We start from the raw sequence: 26,994 nt of genomic DNA on the forward strand, positions 1-26,994 counted from the left end.
CGTGACGAATCGCCCGCGGGTGTACCGTGACGTCATGCCAGCAAGCCGCACCGAAGCGCCCAACCTCCTGGTGCTCATCAAGTCGGTCCTGCCTTCCCTCTCGAAGGCCGAGACCAAGGTCGCCCAAGAGATCATCCGCGAGCCCGAGGCCGCCTCCACGCGGACCATCACCGAACTCGCCCGCGCGGCGGGCACCTCCGAAGCGACCGTGGTGCGATTCTGCCGCTCCCTCGGCCTCGCCGGCCACCGCGAGCTGCGCATGCGCGCCGCCCAGGCCGTCATCGGCACCGGCGACGGCCCCGACCGCGAGATCGCGGGCGGCGACATCCCCACCGGCGCCGACATGTCCCGCATCATCGCCACCATCTCCTACGCCGACGTCGGCGCGATCACCGACACCGCGAACGCCCTCGACACCGCCGCCTGCGAGGCCGCGGTCGCCGCGCTCGCCGCCGCCGGGCGCATCGACGTGTTCGGCGTCGAGGCGTCGGGGATCGTCGCCGCCGACCTCGTGAAGAAGCTGCACCGCATCGGGTCCGTGGCCTTCAACTGGCCCGATGTCCACTCCGCGCTCGTCGCCAGCGCCCTCGCCGGGCCCAAGGACGTCGCCGTCGCGATCTCCCACTCCGGGGCGACCACCGAGACCGTGGAGTTCCTGGAGGCCGCCCGCGACCGGGAGGCCGTCACCGTCGCCATCACCAACCACGCCCGGTCCCCGCTGGCGCAGGCCGCCGACCTGGTGCTGACGACCGCCGCGCGCGAGACGACGTTCCGGTCCGGCGCCACCGTCAGCCGCATCGCGCAGCTCATGGTCGTGGACTGCCTGTTCGTGGGCGTCGCCGCCAAGCAGCGCAAGCGCACCGCGAAGGCCCTCGCGGCCACCGCCGCGGCGGTCTCGCACCGGCAGCGGACGTGACGATCGCGCGCGGCGGTCACCGCGCCGCGCGCGATCAGCTCGTGTACCCGGCCTACCAGTCGCGGGCGGCGTCCACTTCGTCCCGCAGCTGCGGGAGCCGGTCGTGGAAGATCCCGGGGCACTGGGTGGAGTTGAAGTCCATGTGCCCGTAGATCTCGCTCGACGGGATGCCGTACTGCTCGCACGCGTACGCGCACAGCGTCACCAGCGACTCCCATTGGGCCGCAGTGGGTACGGCGCCGTCGTGGTAGGCGCCCTCGTTGGAGATGCCGAGGGCGCTGCCGTTCTGGCCCGAGGTGTGGATGCCCATGATGAAGCGCTGCCCCGAGCGCAGGGCCGCGAGGCTCCCGGTGGTGCCCTCGGTGATCCAGCCGCCGCGGCTGACCACGAAGTTGTAGCCGGAGTCGCGCCAGCCGTTCCCGTCCATGTGCAGGTCCTGCACCCACTTGGCGTGGGCGTGGGCCTGCGCGCGGGAGTAGTCGGTGGTGTTCGCCGAGACCGTGTGGTGCACGATCAGCTTCGCCGGGCTCCCCTGGATGACGGGGTTGGTGCCGTTCGGGGGCCGCGCGCCCCAGGCGGTCGTCGCGTCGACGTCCGGCTCGACAGCGGCGAGGGCGGGCGTCGCGCTCGCGGCGGTCACGCCCGCGGCGGCGATGAGGGCGCCGGTGCCGAACAGGACCCGGCGGCGGATGCGGTGGTCGTCCATGGTCTGCCTCCAGGAACGCCGTGGGCCGGGCCCGGGGCCCGGCCCACGCGTCGCGCTAGGTGTTGTTCGCCAGCGCGGTGAGCCGCGCGGTCGAGCCGTTGAAGTAGTTCCGGTCGACGTTCCCGGAGATGCCGGAGACCGAGCCGGTGGACGTGTACTGCCAGAACGTCCAGGTGGTGCTGCTCCACCCGGCGGGGAGCGACGGGGTCGAGGCGCCCCAGTGGGCGACCCACAGGGGGCTCTTGGAGGCCATGCCGGTCCAGGAGCCGGTGCAGGTGTTCCACCACGAGGCGGTCGTGTAGATGACGACGTCGCGGCCGGTCCGGGTCTTGTACGTGTTGTAGAAGTCCGTGATCCAGTTGCGCATCGAGGTGGTGCTCAGGCCGTAGCAGGCCGCGCCCGAGGGCGGGGCCTCCAGGTCGAGCGCGCCGGGGAGGGTGAGGCCGTCGGCCGACCAGGCGCCGCCGTTGCTGGCGAAGTAGTTCGCCTGCGCCGCACCGGTGGAGGAGTTGGGCCGCGCGAAGTGGTAGGCGCCGCGGACGACGCCCGCGGCGTGCGCTGCCGGGTAGTTGGTGTTGAACCGGGCGTCCTTGAAGGTGGTGCCCTCGGTCGCCTTGATGTAGGCGAACTGGATGCCCGAGTTCTTGACGGACGTCCAGTTGATGGCGCCCTGGTAGTTCGAGACGTCGATGCCCGCGAGGCCCTGGGCCTGCGCGGGGCTCGCGACGGCCAGTCCGGTCGCGGTCAGCACCGCGGAGAGGAAGACCACGACCGCTGCGCGCAGTCCGTGGCGTCTTCTGAGGTTGCGGAGGGTTGCGAAGAGGTTCACACAATGCTCCCTGCTTGTCAGGAGATCTCACAAATGGGGGGAGTGCCTGGTTTGGCACTTGGCCCCAGTATGTAGATAAGTTCCACGAACAGTCAAGCCTGTGAAAATAACTTTCCGTTTCGCGGCGGTGAACGTGACTACCGGTAGCCGAGGCCGTGGCCGAAGGGGTAGAGCACGCCCCCTGAGGCGGCCGGGACGTCGACCGGGAGCGTCCCGGTCGGCTCGACCGCGCCCGCGATGACCTTCGCGAGGGCCGCGAGGGAGGGCGCGGCGTACGAGTACGCGGCGAGGCTCGCGTTGGCGCCGGGCAGCTGCGCGGCGTCGTAGGGCGTGCCGACCGCGGCGGTCACCACGGGGGCCGCATCGCCGTCGGAGGCGCCGTCGAGGAGCGCGGCCACGAGGTCGGCCTGCGGGGAGCCGGCGCGCACGTTGCGGGTGGCGACGACGACGAGGTCGCGCCCCGCGGCGGCGGCCACGGCGGCCGCGATGGCGTCGGCGTCCGGCTCGTCGCCGGTGACGTGGGCTTCGGCCTGGAACCCGTTGGCGTTCAAGGCGGCCGCGAGCCGCTGGGTGGTGTTCTCGCCCCACCCGGTGACCAGGACCGAGCCGGAGGCGAGCGGCAGCGTGCCGTCGTTGGCGAGGAGCGTGACGGAGCGGTCGGCGATGTCCTCGGCGGCGGCGCGGTTCGCGTCGGTGCCGACGGCGTCGGCCGCGGCGCCCTCGTCGGCCTCCGGATCATCCACAATGCCCCGCGAATGCTTCAGGGTGAGAATGCGCCGCACCGATTCGTCGATGCGTTCCTCGGTGAGCTCCCCGGCGGCGAGGGCGTCGAGGACGGCCCGGTGCGCGAGCGGAAAGTCCGGGGGCATGAGCAGCAGGTCGGCCCCGGCCAGGAGCGCGAGGACCGGGACGCGGTCGTCGCCGTACTCGGTGCGCACGCCCTGCATGTCGAGCGCGTCGGTGACGACGACGCCGGTGAACCCGAGCCGCTCGCGCAGCAGCCCGGTGAGGATCGGCGGCGACAGCGTCGCGGGCATGAGCGAGTCGTCCAGTGCGGGGAACTGCAGGTGGGCGGACATGACCATGTCGGTCCCGGCCGCGATGGCGGCCTTGAAGGGCGGCGCGTCGACCGCCTCCCACTCCTCGGCGGTGTGCGTGATGACCGGCAGGCCCACGTGGCTGTCGGTCGAGGTGTCGCCGTGGCCCGGGAAGTGCTTCGCGGACACCGCGACGCCCCCGGCCTGGTACCCGCGGACCTGCGCGGCCGCGAACTCGGCCACGAGACCGGGGTCGGAGCCGAACGAGCGGACCCCGATCACCGGGTTCGCGGGGTCCACATTGACATCCGCATCGGGGGCGAAATTGTGGTTCAGGCCCATCGCGCGCAATTCGGCGCCCGCGATCCGCGCCGCCTCCTCGGCGGCGGCGGCGTCCCGGGTCGCGCCCAGCGGCATCGCGCCGGGGAACTGCGTGGCGGGCTCGCCGATGCGCACGACCGAGCCGTACTCCTGGTCCGTGGCGATGAGCAGCGGCACCGCCGAGACGTCCTGGAGGCCGTTCGAGAGCCGCGCGACCTGCTCGGGGTCGGCGAGGCCGTTGGCCCAGTCGAAGTAGATGACGCCGCCGGGACGGTACGCCGCCACGAACGCGGCCCCGTCGTCGGCGCCGAGCCGCTCCCGGTTCGAGGCGACCGCGTCCGGGTCGCCGGAGTCCGCGGACTCGCCGTGGACGTACACCATGAACAGCTGGCCGACCTTGTCCTCCAGGGACATCGACGCGAGCAGCTCCCCCACCGGGTCCGCGGTCGTCTCCTCCACCGGCTGGTCCCCCTCGGGCTCGTCGGGCTCGTCGCCGCCCGCAGTCGCCTCGGCGATCACGGCTCCGCCGCCGACGACCGCGAACGCGGCCGTGACACTGGACAGGAGCACGGTCTTTCGGGAGAGCTTCACCGGACGCACCCGCCCATGGTCGCTCAAGCGGCCCCGGCGCCCGCGCCCGCCCCCCTCCCGGGACGCCCAAATCACCCTGACGGGACGTTTTCCGGCAGCGGGCAGGACGAAAGCCGGGCCGGAGCAGATGCTCCGACCCGGCTTCCGAAAAGCGGTCCTAGCGGACTAGAACTTCAGACCGGCCTCGCGGGCGGCGTCGGCCAGGGCCGCGACGCGGCCGTGGTACTTGACGCCGCCGCGGTCGAAGACCACGGCCTCGACGCCGGCGGCCTTGGCGCGCTCGGCGACCAGCTTGCCGACTTCCTTCGACTTCGCGGTCTTGTCGCCCTCGAACGCGCGCAGCCCGGCCTCCACCGTCGACGCGGCGGCCAGCGTGCGGCCCGTCACGTCGTCGATGACCTGGGCCACGATGTGCTTCGAGGAGCGGAAGACCGCGAGGCGCGGCTGAGCGGCCGTGCCCGTGATCTTCTTGCGGCCGCGGAAGTGCCGGCGGTTCTTGCCGATCCGGCGGCGCTCGGACACCGACCCGGACGGGCGGCGGTTTTCGAGTTTGCTCGCCATTACTTACCTGCCTTCCCGGCCTTGCGGCGGATGCGCTCGTCGACGTACTTGACGCCCTTGCCCTTGTAGGGCTCCGGCGGACGCAGACGGCGGATGTTCGCGGCGACCTGGCCGACCAGCTGCTTGTCGATGCCCTCGACGTGCAGCAGGGTCGGCTTCTCGACCGTGAACGAGATGCCCTCAGGCGCGTCGACCTGGATGGTGTGGGAGAAGCCGAGGCTCATCTCCACGCCCTTGCCCTTGGCCTGCGCCCGGTAACCGGTGCCGTTGATCTCCAGGGACTTCTTGTAGCCCTCAGAGACGCCGACGACCATGTTGTTGACGAGGCTGCGCGCCAGGCCGTGGAGGGCCCGGGACTTCCGCTCGTCGTTCGGACGGGTCAGGGAGTAGGTCCCGTCCTCGCCCTTCTCGATGCCGATGGGCTCGGGCAGCTCATGGCTGAGCTGGCCCTTGGGGCCCTTCACGGTCACCGTCGCGCCATCGACCTTGACGTCGACGCCGGAGGGCACCAGAATCGGCTGCTTCCCAATGCGGGACATGCTTAATACCCTCCTGCTACCAGACGTAGGCGATGACTTCGCCGCCCACGCCGCGCTTGCGAGCCTGGCGGTCAGTCAGCAGGCCCTGGGACGTGGACACGATGGCCACACCCAGGCCGCCGAGGACGCGCGGCAGCTCAGTGGACTTGGCGTAGACCCGCAGGCCCGGCTTGGAGACGCGGCGCAGGCCCGCAAGGGACCGCTCGCGGCGCTCGCCGAACTTCAGGTCGATGACCAGGGTCTTGCCGACCTTGCCCTCTTCGGGCTCCTCGGCGCGCCAGTCGGCGATGTAGCCCTCCTGCTTGAGGACCTCCGCGATGGAGGCCTTCATCTTGGAGTGCGGCATCGCGAGCTGGTCGTGGTACGCCTGGTTGGCGTTCCGCAGACGGGTCAGCATGTCTGCGATCGGGTCGGTCATTGTCATTAGCGTTGTTTACCTTTCTCACCCCGGTTCCCCGCCTTGTGAAGCGCGGCAGGGCCTGTGGCGATCGGAGCTATGGTTCCTGGAGTTACCAGGAGGCCTTGTGGACGCCCGGGAGTTCACCCGCGTGGGCCATGTCGCGCACGCAGACGCGGCACAGGCCGAACTTGCGGTAGACGGCCTTCGGCCGGCCGCACTTCTGGCAGCGGGTGTAGGCGCGCACGGCGAACTTCGGCTTCCGCTTGGCCTTCGCGATGAGGGCTTTCTTCGCCATTAGTCGTTCTCCTTGAACGGGAAGCCGAGCAGCTTCAGGAACGCCCGGCCTTCGTCGTCGGTCTTCGCGGTGGTCACCAGCGTGATGTCCATGCCGCGAACCCGGTCGATCTTGTCCTGGTCGATCTCGGGGAACACGGACTGCTCGGTGAGACCGAAGGTGTAGTTCCCGTTGCCGTCGAACTGCTGGTCCGAGAGCCCGCGGAAGTCGCGGATGCGCGGCAGCGCGATCGCCAGCAGGCGGTCGAGGAACTCCCACATGCGGTCGCCGCGGAGGGTCACCTTCGCGCCGATCGCCTGGCCCTCGCGGAGCTTGAACTGCGCGATGGACTTCTTGGCCAGGCGGACCAGGGGCTTCTGCCCGGTGATCGTCGCCAGGTCGGCCAGAGCGCCGTTGATCAGCTTCGAGTCCCGAGCGGCCTCGCCGACACCCATGTTCACCACGATCTTGGTCAGACCGGGGATCTGGTGGATGTTGACGTACTTGAACTGCTCCTGGAGCGCGGGGCGGATGTCGGAGCGGTAGGTCTCCTTCAGCCGCGGCTGCGTCTTCTCTGCAACGTCAGTCATTACAGGTCCTTACCCGTCCGCTTGGAAACGCGGACCTTGCGGCCGTCGTCGCCGAACCGGTAGCCGACGCGGGTCGGCTGGTTGTCGGCGTCGAGCACCTGCACGTTGGACACGTGGATCGCGGCTTCCTGGGTGACGATGCCACCGGTCTTCGATCCACGCGCCGTCTGGCCGGCCTTGGTGTGCTTGGTGATGCGGTTGACACCCTCGACGAGCACGCGCTCGCGGTCGGGGTACGCCTCCAGCACCAGGCCCTCGGCGCCCTTGTCCTTGCCCGCGATGACGCGGACTCGGTCGCCCTTCTTGATCTTCATCTCTTACAGCACCTCCGGTGCGAGGGAGATGATCTTCATGAACTGCTTGTCGCGCAGTTCGCGGGCGACCGGCCCGAAGATACGGGTCCCTCGCGGTTCGCCGTCCTTGACGAGGACGGCGGCGTTCTCGTCGAACTTGATGTACGTGCCGTCGGGACGGCGCGTCTCCTTGACCGTGCGAACGATGACGGCCTTGACGACGTCGCCCTTCTTCACCCCGGCACCCGGGGTGGCGTCCTTGACGGAGGCCACGATCGTGTCACCGATCCCGGCGTAGCGTCGGCCGGAGCCGCCGAGCACCCGGATGCACAGGATCTCCCGCGCACCGGTGTTGTCGGCGACCTTGAGCCGCGACTCTTGCTGAATCACGTCCCGGTCCCCCTACTTCGCCTTCTCAAGGATCTCGACGATGCGGAACCGCTTGGTCTTCGACAGGGGACGCGTCTCCATGATGGTGACGCGGTCGCCGATGCCGGCCTCGTTGTTCTCGTCGTGAGCCTTGTACTTCTTGTTGGACTTGATGACCTTGCCGTACAGCGAGTGCTTCTTGCGGTCCTCGACCTCGACGACAGCGGTCTTGTCCATCTTGTCGCCGACGACGAGGCCCTCAAGGACCTTGCGGCGGCCGCGAGTCTGAGTTTCCTCGCTCACTTCTCAACCTCCTCGGGCGCGCTGCTGAGGCCCAGCCGGCGCTCGTTCATGACGGTGTAGATCCGCGCGATCTCCTTGCGGACCAGACCGAGCTCGTGGTTGTTCTCCAGCTGGCCGGTGGCGTTCCGGACCCGCAGGTTGAACAGCTCTTCCTTCTTCTCCACGAGCTTCGCCTGGAGTTCCTTCTCGTTGAGCTCGCGCAGCTCACCGGTGTCGATACCAGTAGCCATCACTACTCACCTGCCCCTTCACGAGAGACGATGCGGCACTTCATCGGGAGCTTGTGGATCGCCCGCTGAAGGGCCTCGTGGGCCGTCTCCTCGCTCGGGTACGAGAGCTCGAACATGACGCGGCCCGGCTTGACGTTCGCCACCCAGAACTCGGGCGAGCCCTTACCGGAGCCCTGACGGGTCTCCGCGGGCTTCTTGGTGATCGCACGGTCCGGGAAGATCGTGATCCACACCTTGCCGCCACGCTTGATGTGGCGGGTCATGGCGATACGAGCGGACTCGATCTGGCGGTTGGTCACGTAGCTGTGCTCCAGCGCCTGGATGCCGTACTCGCCGAAGGAGACCTTCGTGCCGCGAGTGGCCTTGCCCTTGCGCTTCGGAGCGTGAGGCTTCCGGTAACCGCGCGGCGGTTTCCGTGGCATGAGCATGTCGCTTAGCCCTCCTGCTTCTCAGTGGCGGGCGCGGCGGCAGCGGCCTCCGCAGGCTGAGCGGCGGCCCCGCGGCCACCACGGCCGCGTCCGCCACGGGCGCCCCCGCCGCCGGCACCGCCGCGGCCGCCGCGTCCACCGCGGTCGCCGCCGGCGTCACGACGACGCTGCACCTGCTCGGCCTGCTCCTTGAGCGTGGCCTCACCCTTGTAGATCCACACCTTCACGCCGATGCGGCCGAAGGTCGTGGCGGCCTCGAACAGGCCGTAGTCGATGTTCGCGCGCAGCGTGTGCAGCGGGACCTGGCCCTCGCGGTACTGCTCGGAACGGCTCATCTCGGCGCCGCCGAGGCGGCCCGAGCACTGCACCTTGATGCCCTTCACGGTCGGGTTGCGCATGGCCGACTGAATGGCCTTGCGCATCGCGCGACGGAAGTTGACACGGCTGGACAGCTGCTCCGCGACGCCCTGGGCCACGAGCTGAGCATCGATGTCGGGGTTCTTGACCTCGATGATGTTCAGCTGGACCTGCTTGCCGGTCAGCTTCTCCAGGTTGCCGCGCAGACGATCGGCCTCGGCGCCCTTGCGGCCGATGACGATGCCCGGGCGGGCGGTGTGGATGTCGACGCGGACCCGCTCGCGGGTGCGCTCGATGTCGACCTTGCTGATCCCGGCGCGCTCCAGACCCTGGGTCATGAGCTTGCGGATCTTGACGTCCTCGCCGACGTACTCGGCGTACTCCTTGTCGGCGTACCAACGCGAGGTCCAGTCGGCGCTGATGCCGAGGCGGTACCCGTGCGGGTGGATTTTCTGACCCATTAGGCGGTCTCCTCCTTCTCAGCGGTCTCGGACTTCGCCTCGGCCTCGACCGGCTTCGGCGCGGCCTTCGGGCGGCGCACCGACGGAGCGGCGCTGGAACCCTTGGCCTGGACGGACTCGACCACCACGGTGATGTGGCTGGTGCGCTTGTTGATCCGGTAGGCGCGACCGTGGGCGCGCGGACGGTACCGGCGCATGGTCGGGCCCTCGTCGACCTTGATCTCGGACACCAGAAGCGATTCCGGGTCCAGACCGAGGTTGTTCTCGGCGTTCGCCTGAGCCGACGCGATGACCTTGTAGACGACCTCGGCCGCGCTGAAAGGCGCGAACTCAAGGGTCGTCAGGGCCTCGTCCACAGGCAGGCCACGCACGAGGTCGACGACGCGGCGCGCCTTGCGGGGAGCTACGCGGACGTACCGCGCCACCGCGCGCGCCTTCGGAGCCTCCTGCTCCACTGTTGCCATCGTTCTAATCCTTCGTTCGTTTCTCAAACCCGTGGCCTAGCGGCGACGGCTCTTCCGGTCGTCCTTCTCGTGCCCGCGGAACGTGCGGGTCGGGGCGAACTCGCCGAGCTTGTGCCCGACCATGTTCTCCGTGACGTAGACCGGAACGTGCTTGCGACCGTCGTGGACGCCGAAGGTCAGCCCGATGAAGTCCGGGGTGATCGTCGAACGGCGCGACCAGGTCTTGATGACGTTCTTGCTCTTGGTCTCGACGGCGACGTCCACCTTCTTCTGGAGGTGGTCGTCGACGAACGGGCCCTTCTTGAGGCTGCGAGCCATGGCTTACTTACCCCGCTTCCGGTTGGCGTGGCGACGGCGCACGATGAGCCGGTCGGTCGGGTGGTTCTTCTTCCGCGTGCGACCCTCGGGCTTGCCCTGCGGGTTCACCGGGTGGCGACCACCGGACGTGCGGCCCTCGCCACCACCGTGCGGGTGGTCGACCGGGTTCATGACGACACCGCGGACGGTCGGGCGCCAGCCCTTCCAGCGCATGCGGCCGGCCTTGCCCCAGTTGATGTTCCCCTGCTCGGCGTTGCCGACCTCGCCCACGGAGGCGCGGCAGGTGACCTGGACCAGGCGGATCTCGCCGGACGGCATGCGCAGGTGCGCGTACTTGCCTTCACGGGCGAGGAGCTGGATCGAGGCACCGGCCGAGCGGCCCAGAGCGGCACCGCCGCCGGGCTTGAGCTCCACCGCGTGGACCGTCGTACCGACCGGGATGTGGCGCAGCTCCAGCGAGTTGCCGGGCTTGATGTCCGCGCCCGGGCCGTTCTCGATGGTGTCACCCTGCTTGATCCCCTTGGGGGCCAGGATGTAGCGCTTCTCGCCGTCCGCGTAGTGCAGCAGCGCGATGTTCGCGGTCCGGTTCGGGTCGTACTCGATGTGCGCGACCTTCGCCGGCACGCCGTCCTTGTCGTGGCGACGGAAGTCGATCACGCGGTAGCGACGCTTGTGGCCGCCGCCGCGGTGACGGGTCGAGATCTTGCCCGAGTTGTTGCGGCCGCCGGTCTTGGAGATCGGGCGCAGCAGCGACTTCTCGGGGGTCGAACGGGTGATCTCGGCGAAGTCGGAGACGCTGGAGCCACGACGCCCGGGCGTCGTCGGCTTGTACTTGCGAATAGCCATATCGGTTAACTCCCTGCGTCTCTTAGGCGATCTGTCCGCCGAAGATCTCACCGAGACGACCGGGGTCGCCCTCGACGGTGACGATCGCGTGCTTGACGCTCTTGCGCTGGCCCCAACCGGTACGGGTGCGCTTGCGCTTGCCCGATCGGTTCAGGGTGTTGACGCTCTTGACGTCCACGTCGAAGATCTCCTTGATGGCGATCTTGATGTGGCTCTTGTTGGCGCGCGGGTCGACCTCGAAGGTGTACTTGCCCTCACCGAGGAGGGTGTAGGTCTTCTCCGAGATGACCGGCTTGATGATGATGTCGCGCGGGTCGGCGACGGTCACTTCGCTGCTCACGCCGCGACCTCCTCGTCGGTCCGGTCCGCGATGAACGCCTCGATGGCGGCCTCGCTGAACACGATGTCCTCGTTGTTGAGCACGTCGTACGTGTTGACCTGGCCCCAGTCGAGCAGGTGCACCTCGGGGAGGTTGCGCAGGCTCTGGGCCGCGGTCTCCTCGTCGCGGGAGAGGACCACGAGGACCTTCGACGCGCCGGTGATCGCCGCGAGGGCGGCCTTGGCGGCCTTGGTCTTCGGGGTCTCGTCCGCGATGAACGAGTCGATGACGTGCACGTTCTCGCCGCGCACCCGGTCGGTGAGGGCGCCCGCCAGAGCGGCCGCCTTCATCTTCTTCGGGGTCCGCTCGGCGTACGAGCGGGGCTGCGGGCCGTGGACGACGCCGCCGCCCGCGAACTGCGGGGCGCGGGTCGAGCCCTGGCGCGCGCGGCCGGTGCCCTTCTGGCGGTAAGGCTTGCGACCGCCGCCGCGGACCTCGCCGCGGGTCTTGGTCTTCGCCGAACCCGAACGGGCGGCCGCGAGCTGGGCCGTCACGACCTGGTGCATGAGCGGGATGTTCGGCTCGACGTCGAAGATCGACGCCGGAAGCGCGATGGTCTTCCCGGTCTCCTCACCAGAGGCGTTCTTCACGATGATTTCAAGGCTCATGCTTATGCCACCTGCTTCACTGCGGAGCGGACGAGCACCAGGCCGTTCTTCGGACCGGGCACCGCACCCACGATGAGCAGGAGCCCGCGCTCGGCGTCGACCGCCTGGACGCGCAGGTTCTGCGTGGTGTGGCGCGAGCCGCCGTGGCGGCCGGCCATGCGCATGCCCTTGAACACGCGGCCCGGGGTCGCGCAGCCGCCGATGGAACCGGGGGCGCGGTGGACCTTGTGCGCACCGTGGCTGGCGGGGAGACCGCCGAACCCGTGGCGCTTCATGACGCCCGCGAAGCCCTTGCCCTTGGTGGTGCCCGTGACGTCCACGATCTGGCCGGCCTCGAAGGAGGTGGCCTCGACCGTCTGGCCGAGCTCGTAGTCGGCGGCGTCCGAGGTGCGCAGTTCGACGAGGTGGCGACGCGGCGCGACGCCGGCCTTCTCGAAGTGCCCCTGGAGCGGCTTGGTGACGTTCTTGAGTTTGATGTCGCCGAAGCCCAGCTGGACGGCCGAGTAGCCGTCGACGTCGGGCTTGCGGACCTGGGTGACCACGTTCGGGCCGGCCTGCACCACAGTGACGGGAACGGCGCGGCCGTTCTCGTCCCAAACCTGGGTCATGCCGAGCTTGGTGCCCAGGATTCCCTTGATCTGCCTGTCCATTGGTCCCCTACAGCTTGATCTCGATGTCGACGCCGGCCGGGAGGTCAAGGCGCATCAACGAGTCGACCGTCTTCGGGGTCGGGTCGAGGATGTCGATGAGGCGCTTGTGGGTGCGCATCTCGAAGTGCTCTCGCGAGTCCTTGTACTTGTGCGGCGACCGGATGACGCAGAAACGGTTGATCTCGGTCGGCAGCGGCACCGGCCCGGAGATGGCAGCACCGGTACGGGTGACCGTCTCCACGATCTTGCGGGCCGAGGAGTCCACGACCTCGTGGTCGTAGGCCTTCAGCCTGATGCGGATCTTCTGTCCCGCCATGTGTCCTAACCTAACGTAAATTGGCTGTTCAGACCGCTCCACGCGGTCGGGCGTGTCGCGAGTTTGAGACTGGCTCGGGCACGCGAATGCCCTCTGCCGGCCTTTCTGGCTCGCCCGCCTGCCCGTCGTGAACGGTCCCTCTCAGCACAGCAACAGCGCCTACTAGGGCCCGCGGGCCGGGCGTGAGCACCGCGCACGTCGAAAGCGCGCTGGTGCGAACGCAACCTGAATATTATGCCTGCTCCCCCGAATGCCCAGCAAGCTGGGGTCGGGGAACAGTGGGACAGGTTACGCGGATGCAGGTGTATTCGCGTCCGGGACGTCACAGGACGACGCTCCCCGGACGCGAATGAACCGGGGCGGCCCTCGCGGACCGCCCCGGAACGGGTCTTACTTGACGACCTTGGTCACACGACCGGAGCCGACGGTGCGGCCGCCCTCGCGGATCGCGAAGAGCAGGCCCTCGTCCATGGCGATGGGCTGGATGAGCTCCACCTTCATGTCGGTGTTGTCGCCCGGCATGACCATCTCGGTGCCCTCGGGGAGGGTCACGACGCCGGTCACGTCGGTGGTGCGGAAGTAGAACTGCGGGCGGTAGTTGTTGAAGAACGGGGTGTGGCGTCCGCCCTCGTCCTTCGACAGGATGTACACCGCGGCCTCGAAGTCGGTGTGCGGGGTGGTCGTGCCAGGCTTGACGACGACCATGCCGCGCTCGACCTCTTCGCGCTTGGTGCCGCGGAGCAGGAGGCCCACGTTCTCACCGGCGCGCGCGTCGTCGAGGGTCTTGCGGAACATCTCGATGGCGGTCACCTTGGTGGTGATGGCGCCCTCGCGGATGCCGACGATCTCGACTTCCTCGTTGGGGAGGAGCACGCCGCGCTCGACACGACCGGTGACCACGGTGCCGCGGCCGGTGATCGTGAAGACGTCCTCGATCGGCATCAGGAACGGGAGCTCAGTGGCGCGCTCCGGCTCCGGGACCGAGTCGTCGACGGCCTGCATGAGCTCGGCGACCGCGTCGACCCACTTCTGCTCGCCTTCGAGGGCGCCCAGCGCGGAGACCTGCACGACCGGGGCGTCGTCGCCCGGGAAGTTCTGGTCGGACAGCAGCTCGCGGACCTCCATCTCGACGAGCTCGAGGATCTCCTCGTCGTCGACCATGTCGGCCTTGTTGAGCGCCACGACGACGTAGGGAACGCCGACCTGGCGGGCGAGCAGGACGTGCTCGCGGGTCTGCGGCATGGGGCCGTCGGCCGCGGACACGACCAGGATCGCGCCGTCCATCTGGGCCGCGCCGGTGATCATGTTCTTGATGTAGTCGGCGTGACCGGGGCAGTCGACGTGCGCGTAGTGACGCGCCTCGGTCTGGTACTCGACGTGCGAGATCGAGATGGTGATACCGCGCTGGCGCTCCTCGGGAGCGTTGTCGATCTCGTCGAACGGCGTGTACGGGTTGAGGTCCGGGAACTTGTCGTGCAGGACCTTGGTGATCGCGGCGGTGAGCGTGGTCTTGCCGTGGTCGACGTGACCGAGCGTGCCGATGTTCACGTGCGGCTTGGTCCGCTCGAACTTTTCCTTAGCCACTTCGTCCTCCTGTGGACTGGGTAAATCTGGTTTGACTTATCTGACCTATTGCGTCGCTTCGGATTTCAGCGCCTCTGCTGGCAACAGGTGGTCAGCGGTCCCGCCCAGGCTCGGGCGGGGAGCCGCTTACTCGCCTGTCGCCTTGGCGATGATCTCCTTGGCGACGTTCGTCGGGACTTCGGCGTAGGTGTCGAACTGCATCGAGTAGTTCGCGCGCCCGGCCGTCTTCGACCGCAGGTCGCCGACGTAACCGAACATCTCCGACAGCGGCACCTTGGCCACGACCGTGCGGTCGTTGCCGCGCTCGCCCATCTCCTGGACCATGCCGCGACGGGAGTTGATGTCGCCGATGACATCGCCCATGTTCTCTTCAGGGCAGATGACCTCGACGGCCATCAGCGGTTCGAGGATCACCGGACGAGCCCGCTTCGCGGCCTCCTTCAGCGCCATGCGACCCGCGATCTTGAAGGCCATCTCCGAGGAGTCGACCTCGTGGTACTGGCCGTCGACCAGTTCCATCTTGACGCCCACCAGCGGGTAGCCCGCCAGGACGCCGTCCTCCAGCGCGGACTCCGCGCCGGCCTTCACCGACGGGATGTACTCGCGCGGGATGCGGCCGCCGGTGATCTTGTCGTCGAAGGCGAAGATCTCGTCCTCGTTCGACTTCATCTCCAGCGGTTCGAGGTTGACGAGCACCCGCGCGAACTGACCGGAACCGCCGGTCTGCTTCTTGTGCAGGTACTCGACCTTCTCGACGCGCTGCGTGATCGTCTCGCGGTAGGCCACCTGGGGCTTGCCGATGTTCGCCTCGACGTTGAACTCCCGCTTGATGCGGTCGACCATGATGTCGAGGTGCAGCTCGCCCATGCCCGAGAGCACGGTCTGCCCGGTCTCCTCGTCGGTCTTGACGCGGAAGGTCGGGTCCTCCTCGGCCAGGCGCTGGATCGCGGTGCCCAGCTTGTCCTGGTCGGCCTTCGACTTCGGCTCGATGGCCACGTCGATGACCGGCTCGGGGAAGATCATCGACTCCAGGATGACCTGGTTCGACGAGTCCGACAGCGTGTCGCCGGTGGTGGTGCCCTTGAGGCCCTGCACCGCGATGATGTCGCCCGCCTGCGCCGACCCGCGCTCTTCGCGCTTGTTGGCGTGCATCTGGTAGATCTTGCCGATGCGCTCCTTGCGGCTCTTGGTCGAGTTGATGACCTGAGTGCCGGTCTCGACCGTGCCCGAGTAGATCCGGACGTAGGTGAGACGACCGAGGTGCTTGTCGGTCTGGATCTTGAACGCCAGCCCCGCGAAGGGCTCCTCGACGTCCGGGTGGCGCTCGGCCGGGGTCTCGTTGTCGGTGAGGGTCCCCTGGATCGCCGGGATGTCGAGCGGGCTCGGCAGGTAGTCGATGACCGCGTCGAGCAGGGGCTGGACGCCCTTGTTCTTGAACGCGGTACCGCAGATGACCGGGTTGATCTCGTTCGCGATCGTGGCCTTGCGGATGGCGGCCTTGACGTCCGCGACCGAGATGTCCTCGCCCTCCAGGAAGCGCTCGGCGAACTCGTCGTCGACGTCCGAGAGGGTCTCCATGAGCTTCTCGCGGTACTCGGCGGCCTGGTCGGCCATGTCCGCCGGGATCTCCTCGATCTCGTAGTGCTCACCGAGGCCGGTCTCGCCGCGCCACACCTTGGCGTGCATCTCGACCAGGTCGACGACGCCGATGAAGTCGGCCTCGTTCCCGATCGGGAGCTGGATCACCGCGGTGTTGGAGTTGAGGCGGTCGCGCATCATCTCGACGCAGCGGAAGAAGTTCGCACCCGTGCGGTCGAGCTTGTTGACGAAGCACATGCGCGGGACGTCGTACTTGTTCGCCTGGCGCCACACGTTCTCGGTCTGCGGCTCCACGCCGGCCACGCCGTCGTAGACGGCGATCGCGGAGTCGAGCACGCGCAGCGAACGCTCCACCTCGACGGTGAAGTCGACGTGGCCGGGCGTGTCGATGATCTGGATGACGTGGTCGTCCCACTCGCACTTGGTCGCAGCGGAGGTGATGGTGATACCCCGCTCCTGCTCCTGCTCCATCCAGTCCATCGTGGCAGCGCCGTCGTGGACCTCACCGATCTTGTGCGACACGCCCGTGTAGTACAGGATGCGCTCGGTCGTGGTGGTCTTACCGGCATCGATGTGGGCCATGATGCCGATGTTGCGGAGCTTGGCGAGCTCTGCGTTGGCTTTGTTAGCCACGATGTCTCCTTCTCACTACCAGCGGTAGTGCGCGAACGCCTTGTTGGAATCGGCCATCTTGTGCGTGTCCTCGCGCTTCTTGACCGCGGCACCGAGACCGTTCGAGGCGTCCAGGATCTCGTTGGTCAGACGCTCGACCATGCTCTTCTCGCGGCGGTCGCGGGAGAACCCGACGAGCCAGCGAAGGCCCAGGGTGGTGGCGCGCTGGGGGCGCACGTCCACGGGGACCTGGTAGGTGGCGCCGCCGACGCGGCGGGAGCGGACCTCAAGGGTCGGCTTCACGTTGTCGAGGGCGCGCTTGAGGATCACCACGGGGTCCGAGTCGGCCTTCTTGCGGCAGTTCTCAAGGGCCTCGTAGACGATCCGCTCGGCGAGGCGGCGCTTGCCGTCCTTGAGCACCTTGTTGATCAGCTGGGTGACGAGCACCGAGTTGTAGACCGGGTCGGCGGTAAGCGGCCGGCGCGGCGCGGGACCTTTACGCGGCATGCCTACTTCTCCTTCTTCGCGCCGTAGCGGCTGCGGGCCTGCTTGCGGTCGCGGACACCCTGGGTGTCCAGCGCGCCGCGGATGATCTTGTAGCGGACACCCGGGAGGTCGCGGACACGGCCGCCGCGGACCAGCACGATGGAGTGCTCCTGGAGGTTGTGGCCGACGCCGGGGATGTAGGCGGTGACCTCGGTGCCGTTCATGAGACGGACGCGGGCGACCTTGCGCATGGCCGAGTTCGGCTTCTTGGGCGTGGTCGTGTACACGCGCGTGCAGACGCCGCGGGCCTGCGGCGAGCCCTTCAGCGCGGGCGTCTTGTTCTTGCTGGTCTTGGCCTGGCGGCCTTTGCGGACCAGCTGCTGGATAGTCGGCACTAGGCGGACCCCTCTCAACAGTGCGGTTGCGTACTCTGTTCCGACGCCATCTGTCCCCCATGCCGGAGCAGGCGCAAGCGCTGCTCAGTGGCGTGGGTTCCCGTCCCCCGCGTTCGGGCGTGTCGCGTCTCTCCGGACCCATACCCGCGCCCCGGCAGACCGAAGTCCGCCGCAATGCGAGTTCAGACGCGTTCGCGAAGCGATCTCCTCGGAGACCGGCTAAAGAGCCGTGTTCGCGAAGCCCCCAGTGCGAGGGATGCGTGCCGATGGCGCCGGCCCGCGGGACGGGAGTCCCGAGTGCCTTGCAGACACGCAACCTGGCCTGGCTCTCACGGGGACCGAGCTGCCGGAGTTGACAGGGCCACCATGCCGCTCAAAGCGGTGTCCAGGCGCAAGGGAGAAGCCTACCTAGCCTAACGAACAAGGTCAAAGCCGATTTCGCCCTGAGCGGCATCCGTGTCCAGTGTCACGGAGCCCGGGGCGAAAGGGCGATGCCTCGTCCATGCGGCGCGGTAAGCACACCGCAGCCATCTTATCTCGCGGGACGCGCGGTCCCCGCGCGGGGAGCCCGGTGGGAGTGCTTGTTCACCAGGGCTTCCCCGGGATGTCAGGCGACCCCGCCGCCGTACGGCTCCTGGCCCGCCGAGCGGGCCATCGAGATCACCCAGACCAGCAGCGCCGCAACGACAACGGCCCCCGCGATCCCCAGTGCGGTCCACGCCGTCCGCCGGATCCCCGGCAATCGCGACGCCCCCAGCAGGAACCCCTCCGAGGCCCGGATGTCCGCCTCGGCCTGCCGGGCCAGCATGAGCGCCATCACCGCCGGGATCGCACCGCCGACGAACACCGACAGCGCCGCCCCCACCCCGGCCAGCATCCTGGCCGCCACGACCTTCGTCGACTCCACCGGCTCCGGATCCTCCGGATGCCGAACCCCAGACTCCATCAACCCATCCTATTGGGGTTGCGCCCCACCCTCGGACGAGGGAACATCCCGGCATGACAAACCGCCCGAGCGATGCAGAGCTCAAGGAACAGTACAAAGAAGCCTGGGATGAATGGTTCGCCTCAGAAGACGCCGGGCTCTGGGACTCGACCGTCGGGGACGGCCTCGAAGACGAGCCCGAGTGGAACACCGTAATTCCCGAGAAGAACGACGACAGCGGCGGCGCTTCGCACCGCCGCTGACTCACGGATTCTTGAAGATGTCGTGCGTGCCGATCCGCCGCCAGACGATATGGGGTTCGCCTGGGACTTTCTCGCCACCGTACGACCAAGTAGCGCGTCCGTCGGGAGCCCAGGTCAGTTCAAAAACCCCCGGGGCCGACTTCACTCCCTTCACTCGAAGTCCGGGACGAGGTTGCGTCCCTGCCGACAAGTCAGCTTTGAAGTCGCGCATCGCTTTCAAGAACCGCTCCCGTTGCTCGTCACTGAGTCGCTCCCAGTCCTGGTCGAACTTGGAAGACGGTTCATAGGTCGGAACCACAACAGCTAGCGCTCCCGGTTCAGGTACTCGAACATCTCATCGATGTCGTCGAAGACCTTGCCGCTGCCCCCCGCAGCGATCTCCGCCTCCACCTCGCGCTCGCCTGCCTGCCATTCAGAAGTCCAGAACCACCGCTGATCGGCGGGGATCTCGACAACGCCTTCCATCGTGACCACCCCATCCTCGTGGATGTTGAACCTGATGGTGTCGCCTTCTTTGACTTGCAAAGCCTTTCGAACCTCCTTCGGAAGAGTGATCTGTCCCTTCTGGCGGATTCGAGCGGTGCAGGTCGCGATGATCTCGGGTTCCATGCGTTGCTCCTCTGCCGCGAGACACCCTCCCCAGGATGTTCAATATTTCCGATTGTAGCACTTCTTGCCTTCTTGCCTTCTTGAAACGCCGGTGGGCCGGTGGCGCTTCGCGCCACCGGCCCACCGGTTTCTTGCATGCCGTCGGGAATCGGCGGGTGTTGCTAGAAGGTCCCCAGGTCGTACGAGTCCTCAAGGCTCACGGCCGGGCCGCCGCCGTAGGCGAAGGCCGAGGCGGTGGTGTCCTCGTAGCCGCCGAGGGAGTAGACCGCGGCCTTGGCTTCCTCGGTGGGTTCGACGGAGACGTTGCGGTACTTGGCGATGCCGGTACCGGCCGGGATGAGCTTGCCGAGGATGACGTTCTCCTTCAGGCCGACCAGCGAGTCGGACTTGCCGGAGATCGCGGCCTCGGTGAGCACGCGGGTCGTCTCCTGGAACGAGGCCGCGGACAGCCACGACTCCGTCGCCAGGGACGCCTTGGTGATGCCCATCAGCTGCGGGCGGCCGGAGGCCGGCTCGCCGCCGTTGGCGATGATCTTGCGGTTCTCCTCCTCGAAGGAGAGCCGGTCGACCAGGGAGCCCGGCAGGAACTCCGACGTGCCCGAGTCGATGATCGTGATCCGCTTGAGCATCTGGCGCACGATGATCTCGATGTGCTTGTCGTGGATCATCACGCCCTGCGACCGGTACACGTCCTGGACCTGCTCCACCAGGTGGCGCTGGACCTTCCGCGGACCGAGCACGCGCAGCAGCTCGTGCGGGTCGATCGTGCCCTCGACGAGCTTCTCGCCGACCTCGACGTGCTCGCCCTCGCCCACGCGCAGGCGCAGACGGCGCGGCACCTTGTCGACCACGATCTCCTCGGAGCCGTCGTCCGGCGTGATGATGATCTTCCGCGACTTCTCCGCGTCCTCGATGCGCACGGTGCCGCTCGCCTCGGCGATCGGCGCCTTGCCCTTCGGGATGCGGGCCTCGAAGACCTCCTGCACACGCGGCAGGCCCTGCGTGATGTCCTGCGACGTCGCCGCACCACCGGTGTGGAACGTACGCATGGTCAGCTGGGTGCCCGGCTCGCCGATGGACTGCGCCGCGATGATGCCCACGGCCTCGCCCAGGTCGACCTTCTCGCCCGTGGGCATCGAACGGCCGTAGCAGGCCGCGCACACGCCCTGGCGGGACTCGCAGGTCAGGACCGAGCGGACCTTGACGCTCTGCACGCCCGCTTCGAGCAGCGTCGCGATGTGGTCGGAGTTCAGCGAGGTGTTCCGCTCCAGGACCACCTTGCCGTCGACCTCGACGTCCTCGGCGAGGTTCCGCGCGTCGATCGAGGAGTCGACGATGTCGGACTCGATCAGGCGCCCGTCGACCTCGGTCGCGAACTGGAAGTCCAGCGCCCGGTCGGTCCCGCAGTCGTCCTCGCGGATGATGACGTCCTGCGACACGTCCACCAGGCGACGGGTCAGGTAACCCGAGTCGGCGGTCCGCAGCGCGGTGTCGGCGAGGCCCTTGCGGGAACCGTGGGTCGAGATGAAGTACTCCAGCACCGTCAGGCCCTCGCGCAGCGAGGACTTGATGGGGCGCGGGATGATCTCGCCCTTCGGGTTCGCCACCAGGCCGCGCATGCCGGCGATCTGGCGGAGCTGAAGCATGTTGCCCCGGGCCCCGGAGTTGATCATCTGCCACAGCGGGTTCTCCGGCTGGAGCGTCTCGTTGAGGTCTTCGAGCACCTCGGCCGTGGCCTTGGTCCAGATCTCGGTGAGCTCGCCGCGCCGCTCCTCGGCCGTCATCAGGCCGCGGACGTACTGCTTGTCGATCTTGGCGGAGTCCGCCTCGTACTTCTCCAGGATCTCGGCCTTGTGGGCCGGCTCCACGACGTCCTCGATGCCGATGGTCACACCGGACCAGCCGGCCCAGCGGAAGCCCGCGGACTTCAGCGCGTCCAGGCAGGCGCCCAGCTGCACCTTCGAGTAGTGCTCGGACAGGTCGTGGATGATGTTCGACAGCTGGCCCTTGCGGACTTCGTAGTTGACGTACTCGAAGTCCGGCGGCAGGCACTCGTTGAAGAACACGCGGCCCAGCGTCGTCTCCACCAGCAGCGGCTCGCCCGGGGTCCACTCCTCAGGAGCAGTCCACGGCTCGGCGCCGCCGCCGTTGTTGATGTGCTGGATGCCGTCCAGGCGGATGCGGATCGGCGACTGGAGGTCGAGCTCCCCGCGGTCCTTCGCCATCTGCGCCTCGCCGACGTCGGCGAACGCCCGGCCCTCGCCCACGCGCCCTTCGGACTTGTGGGTCAGGTAGTACAGGCCGATGATCTGGTCCTGCGTGGGCAGGGCCACCGGCTTGCCGTCCGAGGGCTTCAGGATGTTGTTCGACGCCAGCATCAGGATGCGGGCCTCGGCCTGGGCCTCGGCGGACAGCGGCACGTGCACGGCCATCTGGTCGCCGTCGAAGTCCGCGTTGAACGCGGTGCACACCAGCGGGTGCAGCTGGATGGCCTTGCCCTCGACGAGCTGCGGCTCGAACGCCTGGATGCCGAGGCGGTGCAGCGTGGGCGCGCGGTTGAGCAGGACCGGGTGCTCGGAGATGACCTCTTCGAGCACGTCCCACACGACCGGGCGCGCGCGCTCGACCATGCGCTTGGCCGACTTGATGTTCTGCGCGTGGTTCAGGTCCACCAGGCGCTTCATCACGAACGGCTTGAACAGTTCCAGCGCCATCTGCTTCGGTAGGCCGCACTGGTGCAGCTTCAGGCGCGGGCCGACCACGATGACCGAACGGCCCGAGTAGTCCACGCGCTTGCCGAGGAGGTTCTGGCGGAACCGGCCCTGCTTGCCCTTGAGCATGTCGGACAGCGACTTGAGCGGGCGGTTGCCCGGACCCGTCACCGGACGCCCGCGGCGGCCGTTGTCGAACAGCGCGTCCACCGACTCCTGGAGCATCCGCTTCTCGTTCGCCACGATGATCTCGGGCGCACCGAGGTCCATCAGGCGCTTGAGCCGGTTGTTCCGGTTGATGACGCGGCGGTACAGGTCGTTCAGGTCCGAGGTCGCGAACCGGCCGCCGTCGAGCTGCACCATCGGGCGCAGCTCCGGCGGGATCACCGGCACGCAGTCGAGGACCATGCCCAGCGGCGAGTTGCCGGTGGCCTGGAACGCGGCCACGACCTTCAGGCGCTTGAGCGCGCGGAGCTTCTTCTGCCCCTTGCCCGTCGCGATGGTCTCGCGCAGGTTGATCGTCTCGGCGTCCAGGTCGAGGTTCTCCAGCAGGTTCTTGATGGACTCCGCGCCCATCCCGCCGGTGTAGTACTCGCCGAAGCGCTGCTGGAGCTCGCGGTAGAGCATCTCGTCGCCGATGAGCTGGCGCACGTCCAGCTTGCGGAACGTGTCCATGACCTCGTCGAGGCGGTCGATCTCCCGCTGGGCCTTGTCGCGGATCTGGCGCATCTCGCGCTCGCCGCCGTCCTTGACCTTGCGGCGGACGTCGGCGCGGGCGCCCTCGGCCTCCAGCTCGGCCAGGTCGGCTTCGAGCTTCGAGGCGCGCTCCTCGATCGCGGCGTCGCGCTGCTGCTCCAGGTGGCGCTTCTCGGCGACGATCTCGTTCTCCAGCGTCGGCAGGTCGCGCTGGCGCGCCTCGTCGTCGACGGCGGTGATCACGTAGGCCGCGAAGTAGATGACCTTCTCAAGGTCCTTCGGCGCCAGGTCCAGCAGGTAGCCCAGGCGCGAGGGGACGCCCTTGAAGTACCAGATGTGCGTCACGGGCGCGGCCAGCTCGATGTGGCCCATGCGCTCGCGGCGGACCTTCGAGCGCGTCACCTCGACGCCGCAGCGCTCGCAGATGATGCCCTTGAAGCGGATGCGCTTGTACTTGCCGCAGTAGCACTCCCAGTCCCGGGTCGGACCGAAGATCTTCTCGCAGAAGAGACCGTCCTTCTCGGGCTTGAGGGTCCGGTAGTTGATGGTCTCGGGCTTCTTCACCTCGCCGTGAGACCACTGCCGGATGTCCTCCGCGGTGGCGAGGCCGATCTTCAACTTGTCGAAGAAGTTGACGTCGAGCACTGAACTCTTCTTCCCCTTGTGCTGCTTCTGTAAGGATGGGATGAGACGTAAGGCGGGGGCCCTGAGCGGGCCCCCACTCGACGTCAGGCGCTCTCGAAGTCCACGCTCGAGGGCTCTTCGTGGGACAGGTCGATCCCGAGCTCCTCGGCCGCGCGGAAGACCTCGTCGTCGCTCTCGGTCATCTGGATGGCCTGCCCGTCGGCGGACAGCACCTCCACGTTGAGGCAGAGCGACTGGAGCTCCTTGAGCAGCACCTTGAACGATTCGGGAATGCCCGGTTCGGGGACGTTCTCGCCCTTGACGATCGCCTCGTAGACCTTCACGCGGCCCACGACGTCGTCGGACTTGATCGTCAGCAGCTCCTGGAGCGCGTACGCCGCGCCGTAGGCCTGCATGGCCCAGCACTCCATCTCACCGAAGCGCTGGCCGCCGAACTGGGCCTTGCCGCCGAGCGGCTGCTGGGTGATCATCGAGTACGGACCGGTCGAACGCGCGTGGATCTTGTCGTCGACCATGTGGTTCAGCTTCAGGATGTACATGTAGCCGACCGAGATCGGGTCCGGGAACGGCTCGCCGGAGCGGCCGTCGAACAGCTGCGCCTTGCCGGTCGGGGCGACCATGCGCATCCCGTCGCGGTTGGGCAGCGTGTTCGCCAGGACGCCCTGGACCTCCTCGGGGTGGGCGCCGTCGAACACCGGCGTCCCGACCTTGGAGTCCGCCGGGGCCTCGTCGGCGCCGATGGCCTTCAGGGCCTGCTGCCAGGCCTCGTCGAAGCCCTCCAGCTTCCAGCCCGTCTTCGCCGCCCAGCCCAGGTGGACCTCCAGTACCTGGCCGATGTTCATTCGGCCGGGCACGCCCAGCGGGTTGAGCAGGATGTCGATCGGGGTCCCGTCGGGGAGGAACGGCATGTCCTCCTGCGGCACGACCTTCGAGATGACGCCCTTGTTGCCGTGGCGGCCGGCGAGCTTGTCGCCCACGCCGATCTTGCGCTTCTGCGCGATGTACACGCGGACCAGCTCGTTCACGCCCGGGGACAGCTCGTCGCCGTCCTCGCGGCTGAAGGTGCGCACCCCGATGACCGTGCCGGCCTCGCCGTGCGGGACCTTCAGGGACGTGTCGCGGACCTCGCGGGCCTTCTCGCCGAAGATGGCGCGGAGCAGGCGCTCCTCCGGGGTCAGCTCGGTCTCGCCCTTGGGCGTGACCTTGCCGACCAGGATGTCGCCGTCCTCGACCTCGGCACCGATGCGGATGATGCCGCGGTCGTCCAGGTCGGAGAGCATCTCCTCGCCGACGTTCGGGATGTCCCGGGTGATCTCCTCCGGACCGAGCTTCGTGTCGCGGGCGTCGACCTCGTGCTCGTCGATGTGGATCGAGGTGAGCACGTCCTCTTCGACCAGGCGCGAGGAGAGCACGATGGCGTCCTCGAAGTTCTGGCCCTCCCAGGTGGTGAACGCGACCAGCAGGTTCTTGCCGAGCGCCATCTCGCCCTTGTCCGTGGACGGGCCGTCGGCGATCGGCTGGCCGGCCTCGACGCGCTCCCCCTCGGTGACCAGGGGCACCTGGTTGATGCACGAGCCCGCGTTGGAGCGGCGGAACTTGTGCAGCAGGTAGGTGCGGCGCATGCCGTTGTCCTGCGAGATGGTGATGTAGTCGGCGCTGGAGTCCTCGACGGTCCCGTCGGCCTCGGCGACGACCACGTCGCCGGCGTCGACCGCGGCGCGGTACTCCATGCCGGTGCCCACCAGCGGCGAGTCGGTCTTGATGAGCGGCACGGCCTGGCGCTGCATGTTCGCGCCCATGAGGGCGCGGTTGGCGTCGTCGTGCTCCAGGAACGGCACCAGCGCGGTCGCGACCGAGGTCATCTGGCGCGGCGAGACGTCCATGTAGTCGATCTCGTCGGCGGTGAGGAGCTCGGCCTCGCCGCCGCGGCCGCGGGCCAGGACCTGCGCGTCGACGAACGAGCCGTCTTCGTTCAGGAGCTGGTTCGCCTGCGCGATGGTGAAGCGGTCCTCTTCGTCGGCGGTCAGGTAGTTGACCTCGTCGGAGACCTTGCCGTCCACGACCTTCCGGTACGGCGTCTCGATGAAGCCGAACGGGTTGACGCGGGCGAACGTCGACATGGCGCCGATGAGGCCGATGTTCGGGCCTTCCGGCGTCTCGATCGGGCACATGCGGCCGTAGTGCGACGGGTGAACGTCGCGCACGTCCATGGCGGCGCGGTCGCGGGACAGACCACCGGGGCCGAGCGCCGAGAGGCGACGGCGGTGGGTCAGGCCCGTGATCGGGTTGACCTGGTCCATGAACTGCGACAGCTGCGAGGTCCCGAAGAACTCCTTGATCGCGGCCACGACGGGGCGGATGTTGATCAGGGTCTGCGGCGTGATCGCCTCGACGTCCTGGGTCGTCATCCGCTCGCGCACGACGCGCTCCATGCGCGAGAGGCCCACCCGGATCTGGTTCTGGATGAGCTCGCCCACGGTGCGCAGGCGGCGGTTGCCGAAGTGGTCGATGTCGTCGGGCGCGTAGCCCGGCTCGGCCGAGTGCAGGCGCAGCATGAACTCGATCGTCGACGCGAGGTCGTCCTCGGTGAGGACGCCGGTCGAGATCGGGTGGTCCAGGCCGAACTTCTTGTTGACCTTGTACCGGCCGACCTTGGCGAGGTCGTAGCGCTTCTTGTTGAAGAACAGGTTCTCCAGCAGCGACTGCGCGTTGTCCTTCGTCGGCGGCTCGCCCGGGCGGAGCTTGCGGTAGATGTCGAGCAGGGCCTCGTCCTGCGAGTTGATGGTGTCCTTCTCCAGGGTCGCCATCATGAGCTCGGACCAGCCGAAGCGCTCGCGGATGCGGTCGTTGTCCCAGCCGATGGCCTTGAGCAGCACGGTCACGGCCTGGCGGCGCTTGCGGTCGACGCGCACGCCGACGGTCTCGCGCTTGTCCACGTCGAATTCCAGCCACGCGCCGCGGCCGGGAATGACCTTCGCGCTGGTCAGGTCGCGGTCCGAGGTCTTGTCGGGCTGCTTGTCGAAGTACACGCCGGGCGAGCGGACGAGCTGCGAGACGACCACGCGCTCGGTGCCGTTGACGATGAAGGTGCCCTTCGGGGTCATCATGGGGAAGTCGCCCATGAAGACCGTCTGGCTCTTGATCTCGCCGGTGGTGTGGTTGATGAACTCCGCCGTGACGAACAGCGGGGCGCAGTAGGTGAGGTCCTTCTCGCGGCACTCCTCGATCGGGGCCTTGACCTCGTCGAAGCGAGGGTTGGAGAAGGACAGGCTCATGGTGCCCGAGAAGTCCTCGATCGGGCTGATCTCTTCGAGGATCTCGTCGAGGCCGCTCACTGCGTCTTCGCCCACGCGGGCGCGGTAGGTCTCGTTGCCGACGAGCCAGTCGAACGAGTCGGTCTGGAGCGCCAGAAGGTTCGGGACTTCGAGTTTCTCTTCGATCCTGCCGAACGAGATACGGCGGGGAGCGTGCTTGCTCTTGCTGGAGCTGGTCTTGCCAGTGCGGGAAGCTGCCAAGATTCGTCCTTCCGAGGACCTGAGTGTTACGACGGCCGGCGCATGCCACAGTCACCGCATCGATGCGGGATCGACGAGGACAGCCGGATACGGGCATCGAAACGAGCGGTCATGCTGGGCATGACGTCAAACGTGAGTCGAAAGCCTGGAATCCCCACCGTCCGCGAC

31 protein-coding genes are annotated in these 26,994 nt (G+C 68.0%); 2 read left to right on the forward strand and 29 right to left on the reverse strand.

The window, feature by feature from the left end; translation table 11 throughout:
• Window positions 1-34: 34 nt before the first annotated feature.
• The gene (locus AB0A65_RS00360; RefSeq protein WP_359943882.1) at window positions 35-916 is read left to right on the forward strand and encodes a MurR/RpiR family transcriptional regulator; all 882 of its coding nucleotides are present in this window, start codon (window positions 35-37) and stop codon (window positions 914-916) included.
• A 52-nt stretch (window positions 917-968) separates the two neighbouring features.
• Here AB0A65_RS00360 and AB0A65_RS00365 read toward each other — a convergent pair whose 3' ends face one another.
• The 26 genes from AB0A65_RS00365 to AB0A65_RS00490 form a co-directional block, all read right to left on the reverse strand.
• On the reverse strand, window positions 969-1,622 hold the full coding sequence (locus tag AB0A65_RS00365; RefSeq protein WP_359943885.1) for a peptidoglycan recognition family protein: 654 nt from the start codon (window positions 1,620-1,622) through the stop codon (window positions 969-971).
• 55 nt (window positions 1,623-1,677) lie between these two features.
• Window positions 1,678-2,373 (reverse strand): GH25 family lysozyme, encoded by a 696-nt coding sequence (locus AB0A65_RS00370; protein ID WP_359945532.1) that lies wholly within the window; start codon window positions 2,371-2,373, stop codon window positions 1,678-1,680.
• A gap of 215 nt (window positions 2,374-2,588) precedes the next feature.
• Window positions 2,589-4,400, reverse strand: coding sequence for a glycoside hydrolase family 3 N-terminal domain-containing protein (locus AB0A65_RS00375; protein WP_359943888.1), 1,812 nt, complete (start codon window positions 4,398-4,400; stop codon window positions 2,589-2,591).
• 165 nt (window positions 4,401-4,565) lie between these two features.
• Complete coding sequence (rplR, locus tag AB0A65_RS00380; RefSeq protein WP_359943891.1) at window positions 4,566-4,961, reverse strand: 50S ribosomal protein L18; 396 nt, start codon at window positions 4,959-4,961, stop codon at window positions 4,566-4,568.
• Window positions 4,961-5,500, reverse strand: coding sequence for a 50S ribosomal protein L6 (gene rplF / locus AB0A65_RS00385; RefSeq protein ID WP_359943894.1), 540 nt, complete (start codon window positions 5,498-5,500; stop codon window positions 4,961-4,963). Before rplF ends, rplR begins: the two co-directional genes overlap by 1 nt.
• Window positions 5,501-5,516: 16 nt before the next feature.
• Window positions 5,517-5,924 carry a 30S ribosomal protein S8 gene (rpsH, locus tag AB0A65_RS00390; protein WP_112137307.1) on the reverse strand — a complete coding sequence of 136 codons (408 nt, stop codon included), beginning with the start codon at window positions 5,922-5,924 and terminating at the stop codon, window positions 5,517-5,519.
• A gap of 85 nt (window positions 5,925-6,009) precedes the next feature.
• The gene (locus AB0A65_RS00395) at window positions 6,010-6,195 is read right to left on the reverse strand and encodes a type Z 30S ribosomal protein S14 (protein ID WP_030155111.1); all 186 of its coding nucleotides are present in this window, start codon (window positions 6,193-6,195) and stop codon (window positions 6,010-6,012) included.
• Window positions 6,195-6,764: a 50S ribosomal protein L5 gene (gene rplE / locus AB0A65_RS00400; RefSeq protein ID WP_112137309.1), complete on the reverse strand. Its 570-nt coding sequence runs from the start codon at window positions 6,762-6,764 to the stop codon at window positions 6,195-6,197. The genes AB0A65_RS00395 and rplE overlap by 1 nt, the downstream gene beginning before the upstream one ends.
• Window positions 6,764-7,078, reverse strand: a complete 315-nt coding sequence (gene rplX, locus AB0A65_RS00405) for a 50S ribosomal protein L24 (protein ID WP_359943899.1) — start codon at window positions 7,076-7,078, stop codon at window positions 6,764-6,766. The genes rplE and rplX overlap by 1 nt, the downstream gene beginning before the upstream one ends.
• Before the next feature lie 3 nt (window positions 7,079-7,081).
• On the reverse strand, window positions 7,082-7,447 hold the full coding sequence (rplN, locus tag AB0A65_RS00410; RefSeq protein ID WP_091039823.1) for a 50S ribosomal protein L14: 366 nt from the start codon (window positions 7,445-7,447) through the stop codon (window positions 7,082-7,084).
• 12 nt (window positions 7,448-7,459) lie between these two features.
• Window positions 7,460-7,729, reverse strand: a complete 270-nt coding sequence (gene rpsQ, locus AB0A65_RS00415) for a 30S ribosomal protein S17 (protein ID WP_091053649.1) — start codon at window positions 7,727-7,729, stop codon at window positions 7,460-7,462.
• Complete coding sequence (gene rpmC / locus AB0A65_RS00420; protein ID WP_359943903.1) at window positions 7,726-7,959, reverse strand: 50S ribosomal protein L29; 234 nt, start codon at window positions 7,957-7,959, stop codon at window positions 7,726-7,728. Before rpmC ends, rpsQ begins: the two co-directional genes overlap by 4 nt.
• A gap of 2 nt (window positions 7,960-7,961) precedes the next feature.
• On the reverse strand, window positions 7,962-8,387 hold the full coding sequence (gene rplP, locus AB0A65_RS00425) for a 50S ribosomal protein L16 (RefSeq protein WP_106361885.1): 426 nt from the start codon (window positions 8,385-8,387) through the stop codon (window positions 7,962-7,964).
• Window positions 8,388-8,392: 5 nt separating this feature from the next.
• A complete protein-coding gene (rpsC, locus tag AB0A65_RS00430; RefSeq protein ID WP_359943906.1) occupies window positions 8,393-9,205 on the reverse strand; it encodes a 30S ribosomal protein S3 in 813 nt (270 codons plus the stop codon).
• Window positions 9,205-9,669, reverse strand: coding sequence for a 50S ribosomal protein L22 (rplV, locus tag AB0A65_RS00435; RefSeq protein WP_359943908.1), 465 nt, complete (start codon window positions 9,667-9,669; stop codon window positions 9,205-9,207). Before rplV ends, rpsC begins: the two co-directional genes overlap by 1 nt.
• Before the next feature lie 36 nt (window positions 9,670-9,705).
• Complete coding sequence (gene rpsS / locus AB0A65_RS00440; RefSeq protein ID WP_091053653.1) at window positions 9,706-9,987, reverse strand: 30S ribosomal protein S19; 282 nt, start codon at window positions 9,985-9,987, stop codon at window positions 9,706-9,708.
• A gap of 3 nt (window positions 9,988-9,990) precedes the next feature.
• Window positions 9,991-10,833: a 50S ribosomal protein L2 gene (gene rplB / locus AB0A65_RS00445; RefSeq protein WP_359943911.1), complete on the reverse strand. Its 843-nt coding sequence runs from the start codon at window positions 10,831-10,833 to the stop codon at window positions 9,991-9,993.
• 22 nt (window positions 10,834-10,855) lie between these two features.
• Window positions 10,856-11,173 carry a 50S ribosomal protein L23 gene (gene rplW / locus AB0A65_RS00450; protein ID WP_245888830.1) on the reverse strand — a complete coding sequence of 106 codons (318 nt, stop codon included), beginning with the start codon at window positions 11,171-11,173 and terminating at the stop codon, window positions 10,856-10,858.
• Window positions 11,170-11,820 carry a 50S ribosomal protein L4 gene (gene rplD, locus AB0A65_RS00455; RefSeq protein ID WP_359943914.1) on the reverse strand — a complete coding sequence of 217 codons (651 nt, stop codon included), beginning with the start codon at window positions 11,818-11,820 and terminating at the stop codon, window positions 11,170-11,172. Before rplD ends, rplW begins: the two co-directional genes overlap by 4 nt.
• 2 nt (window positions 11,821-11,822) lie before the next feature.
• On the reverse strand, window positions 11,823-12,470 hold the full coding sequence (gene rplC / locus AB0A65_RS00460; RefSeq protein ID WP_359943917.1) for a 50S ribosomal protein L3: 648 nt from the start codon (window positions 12,468-12,470) through the stop codon (window positions 11,823-11,825).
• Between the two features lie 7 nt (window positions 12,471-12,477).
• Window positions 12,478-12,786 (reverse strand): 30S ribosomal protein S10, encoded by a 309-nt coding sequence (rpsJ, locus tag AB0A65_RS00465; RefSeq protein ID WP_026922761.1) that lies wholly within the window; start codon window positions 12,784-12,786, stop codon window positions 12,478-12,480.
• Window positions 12,787-13,176: 390 nt separating this feature from the next.
• The gene (tuf, locus tag AB0A65_RS00470) at window positions 13,177-14,370 is read right to left on the reverse strand and encodes an elongation factor Tu (protein ID WP_359943920.1); all 1,194 of its coding nucleotides are present in this window, start codon (window positions 14,368-14,370) and stop codon (window positions 13,177-13,179) included.
• A 126-nt stretch (window positions 14,371-14,496) separates the two neighbouring features.
• Window positions 14,497-16,605: an elongation factor G gene (gene fusA, locus AB0A65_RS00475; protein ID WP_359945535.1), complete on the reverse strand. Its 2,109-nt coding sequence runs from the start codon at window positions 16,603-16,605 to the stop codon at window positions 14,497-14,499.
• 12 nt (window positions 16,606-16,617) lie between these two features.
• Window positions 16,618-17,088 carry a 30S ribosomal protein S7 gene (gene rpsG, locus AB0A65_RS00480; protein ID WP_359943922.1) on the reverse strand — a complete coding sequence of 157 codons (471 nt, stop codon included), beginning with the start codon at window positions 17,086-17,088 and terminating at the stop codon, window positions 16,618-16,620.
• Window positions 17,089-17,090: 2 nt separating this feature from the next.
• Complete coding sequence (gene rpsL, locus AB0A65_RS00485) at window positions 17,091-17,462, reverse strand: 30S ribosomal protein S12 (RefSeq protein WP_091053661.1); 372 nt, start codon at window positions 17,460-17,462, stop codon at window positions 17,091-17,093.
• 607 nt (window positions 17,463-18,069) lie between these two features.
• Window positions 18,070-18,408: a hypothetical protein gene (locus AB0A65_RS00490; protein ID WP_359943925.1), complete on the reverse strand. Its 339-nt coding sequence runs from the start codon at window positions 18,406-18,408 to the stop codon at window positions 18,070-18,072.
• Window positions 18,409-18,461: 53 nt separating this feature from the next.
• Between AB0A65_RS00490 and AB0A65_RS00495 the strand changes: the two genes are divergently transcribed.
• Entirely contained in the window at window positions 18,462-18,650 is a 189-nt protein-coding gene (locus AB0A65_RS00495; RefSeq protein WP_359943928.1) for a hypothetical protein, read from the forward strand.
• 303 nt (window positions 18,651-18,953) lie between these two features.
• On the opposite strand, the gene AB0A65_RS00500 is transcribed toward AB0A65_RS00495, so the two are convergent.
• From AB0A65_RS00500 to AB0A65_RS00510, 3 genes are all read right to left on the reverse strand, one after another.
• Complete coding sequence (locus AB0A65_RS00500) at window positions 18,954-19,259, reverse strand: AbrB/MazE/SpoVT family DNA-binding domain-containing protein (RefSeq protein ID WP_359943931.1); 306 nt, start codon at window positions 19,257-19,259, stop codon at window positions 18,954-18,956.
• Between the two features lie 161 nt (window positions 19,260-19,420).
• Entirely contained in the window at window positions 19,421-23,311 is a 3,891-nt protein-coding gene (locus AB0A65_RS00505) for a DNA-directed RNA polymerase subunit beta' (RefSeq protein ID WP_359943934.1), read from the reverse strand.
• A gap of 83 nt (window positions 23,312-23,394) precedes the next feature.
• Window positions 23,395-26,826 (reverse strand): DNA-directed RNA polymerase subunit beta, encoded by a 3,432-nt coding sequence (locus AB0A65_RS00510; RefSeq protein ID WP_359943937.1) that lies wholly within the window; start codon window positions 26,824-26,826, stop codon window positions 23,395-23,397.
• Window positions 26,827-26,994: the final 168 nt, after the last annotated feature.

Origin of the sequence: Glycomyces sp. NPDC047010, assembly GCF_040644205.1 — a bacterium.
Taxonomy (GTDB): Bacteria; Actinomycetota; Actinomycetes; order Mycobacteriales; family Micromonosporaceae; genus Glycomyces.

Coding starts and splice junctions, on each gene's coding strand:
- AB0A65_RS00500 (WP_359943931.1), bottom strand. CDS start 19,259: ATGGAACCCGAGATCATCGCGACCTGCACCGCTCGAATCCGCCAGAAG.
- rplF (WP_359943894.1), bottom strand. CDS start 5,500: ATGTCCCGCATTGGGAAGCAGCCGATTCTGGTGCCCTCCGGCGTCGAC.
- rplX (WP_359943899.1), bottom strand. CDS start 7,078: ATGAAGATCAAGAAGGGCGACCGAGTCCGCGTCATCGCGGGCAAGGAC.
- rplR (WP_359943891.1), bottom strand. CDS start 4,961: ATGGCGAGCAAACTCGAAAACCGCCGCCCGTCCGGGTCGGTGTCCGAG.
- rpsH (WP_112137307.1), bottom strand. CDS start 5,924: ATGACAATGACCGACCCGATCGCAGACATGCTGACCCGTCTGCGGAAC.
- AB0A65_RS00490 (WP_359943925.1), bottom strand. CDS start 18,408: ATGGAGTCTGGGGTTCGGCATCCGGAGGATCCGGAGCCGGTGGAGTCG.
- rplP (WP_106361885.1), bottom strand. CDS start 8,387: ATGCTCATGCCACGGAAACCGCCGCGCGGTTACCGGAAGCCTCACGCT.
- rplD (WP_359943914.1), bottom strand. CDS start 11,820: ATGAGCCTTGAAATCATCGTGAAGAACGCCTCTGGTGAGGAGACCGGG.
- AB0A65_RS00365 (WP_359943885.1), bottom strand. CDS start 1,622: ATGGACGACCACCGCATCCGCCGCCGGGTCCTGTTCGGCACCGGCGCC.
- rplE (WP_112137309.1), bottom strand. CDS start 6,764: ATGACTGACGTTGCAGAGAAGACGCAGCCGCGGCTGAAGGAGACCTAC.
- rpsG (WP_359943922.1), bottom strand. CDS start 17,088: ATGCCGCGTAAAGGTCCCGCGCCGCGCCGGCCGCTTACCGCCGACCCG.
- AB0A65_RS00360 (WP_359943882.1), top strand. CDS start 35: ATGCCAGCAAGCCGCACCGAAGCGCCCAACCTCCTGGTGCTCATCAAG.
- rplC (WP_359943917.1), bottom strand. CDS start 12,470: ATGGACAGGCAGATCAAGGGAATCCTGGGCACCAAGCTCGGCATGACC.
- rplB (WP_359943911.1), bottom strand. CDS start 10,833: ATGGCTATTCGCAAGTACAAGCCGACGACGCCCGGGCGTCGTGGCTCC.
- rpsJ (WP_026922761.1), bottom strand. CDS start 12,786: ATGGCGGGACAGAAGATCCGCATCAGGCTGAAGGCCTACGACCACGAG.
- AB0A65_RS00395 (WP_030155111.1), bottom strand. CDS start 6,195: ATGGCGAAGAAAGCCCTCATCGCGAAGGCCAAGCGGAAGCCGAAGTTC.
- rpsS (WP_091053653.1), bottom strand. CDS start 9,987: ATGGCTCGCAGCCTCAAGAAGGGCCCGTTCGTCGACGACCACCTCCAG.
- rpmC (WP_359943903.1), bottom strand. CDS start 7,959: ATGGCTACTGGTATCGACACCGGTGAGCTGCGCGAGCTCAACGAGAAG.
- rpsC (WP_359943906.1), bottom strand. CDS start 9,205: ATGGGTCAGAAAATCCACCCGCACGGGTACCGCCTCGGCATCAGCGCC.
- rplV (WP_359943908.1), bottom strand. CDS start 9,669: ATGGCAACAGTGGAGCAGGAGGCTCCGAAGGCGCGCGCGGTGGCGCGG.
- AB0A65_RS00495 (WP_359943928.1), top strand. CDS start 18,462: ATGACAAACCGCCCGAGCGATGCAGAGCTCAAGGAACAGTACAAAGAA.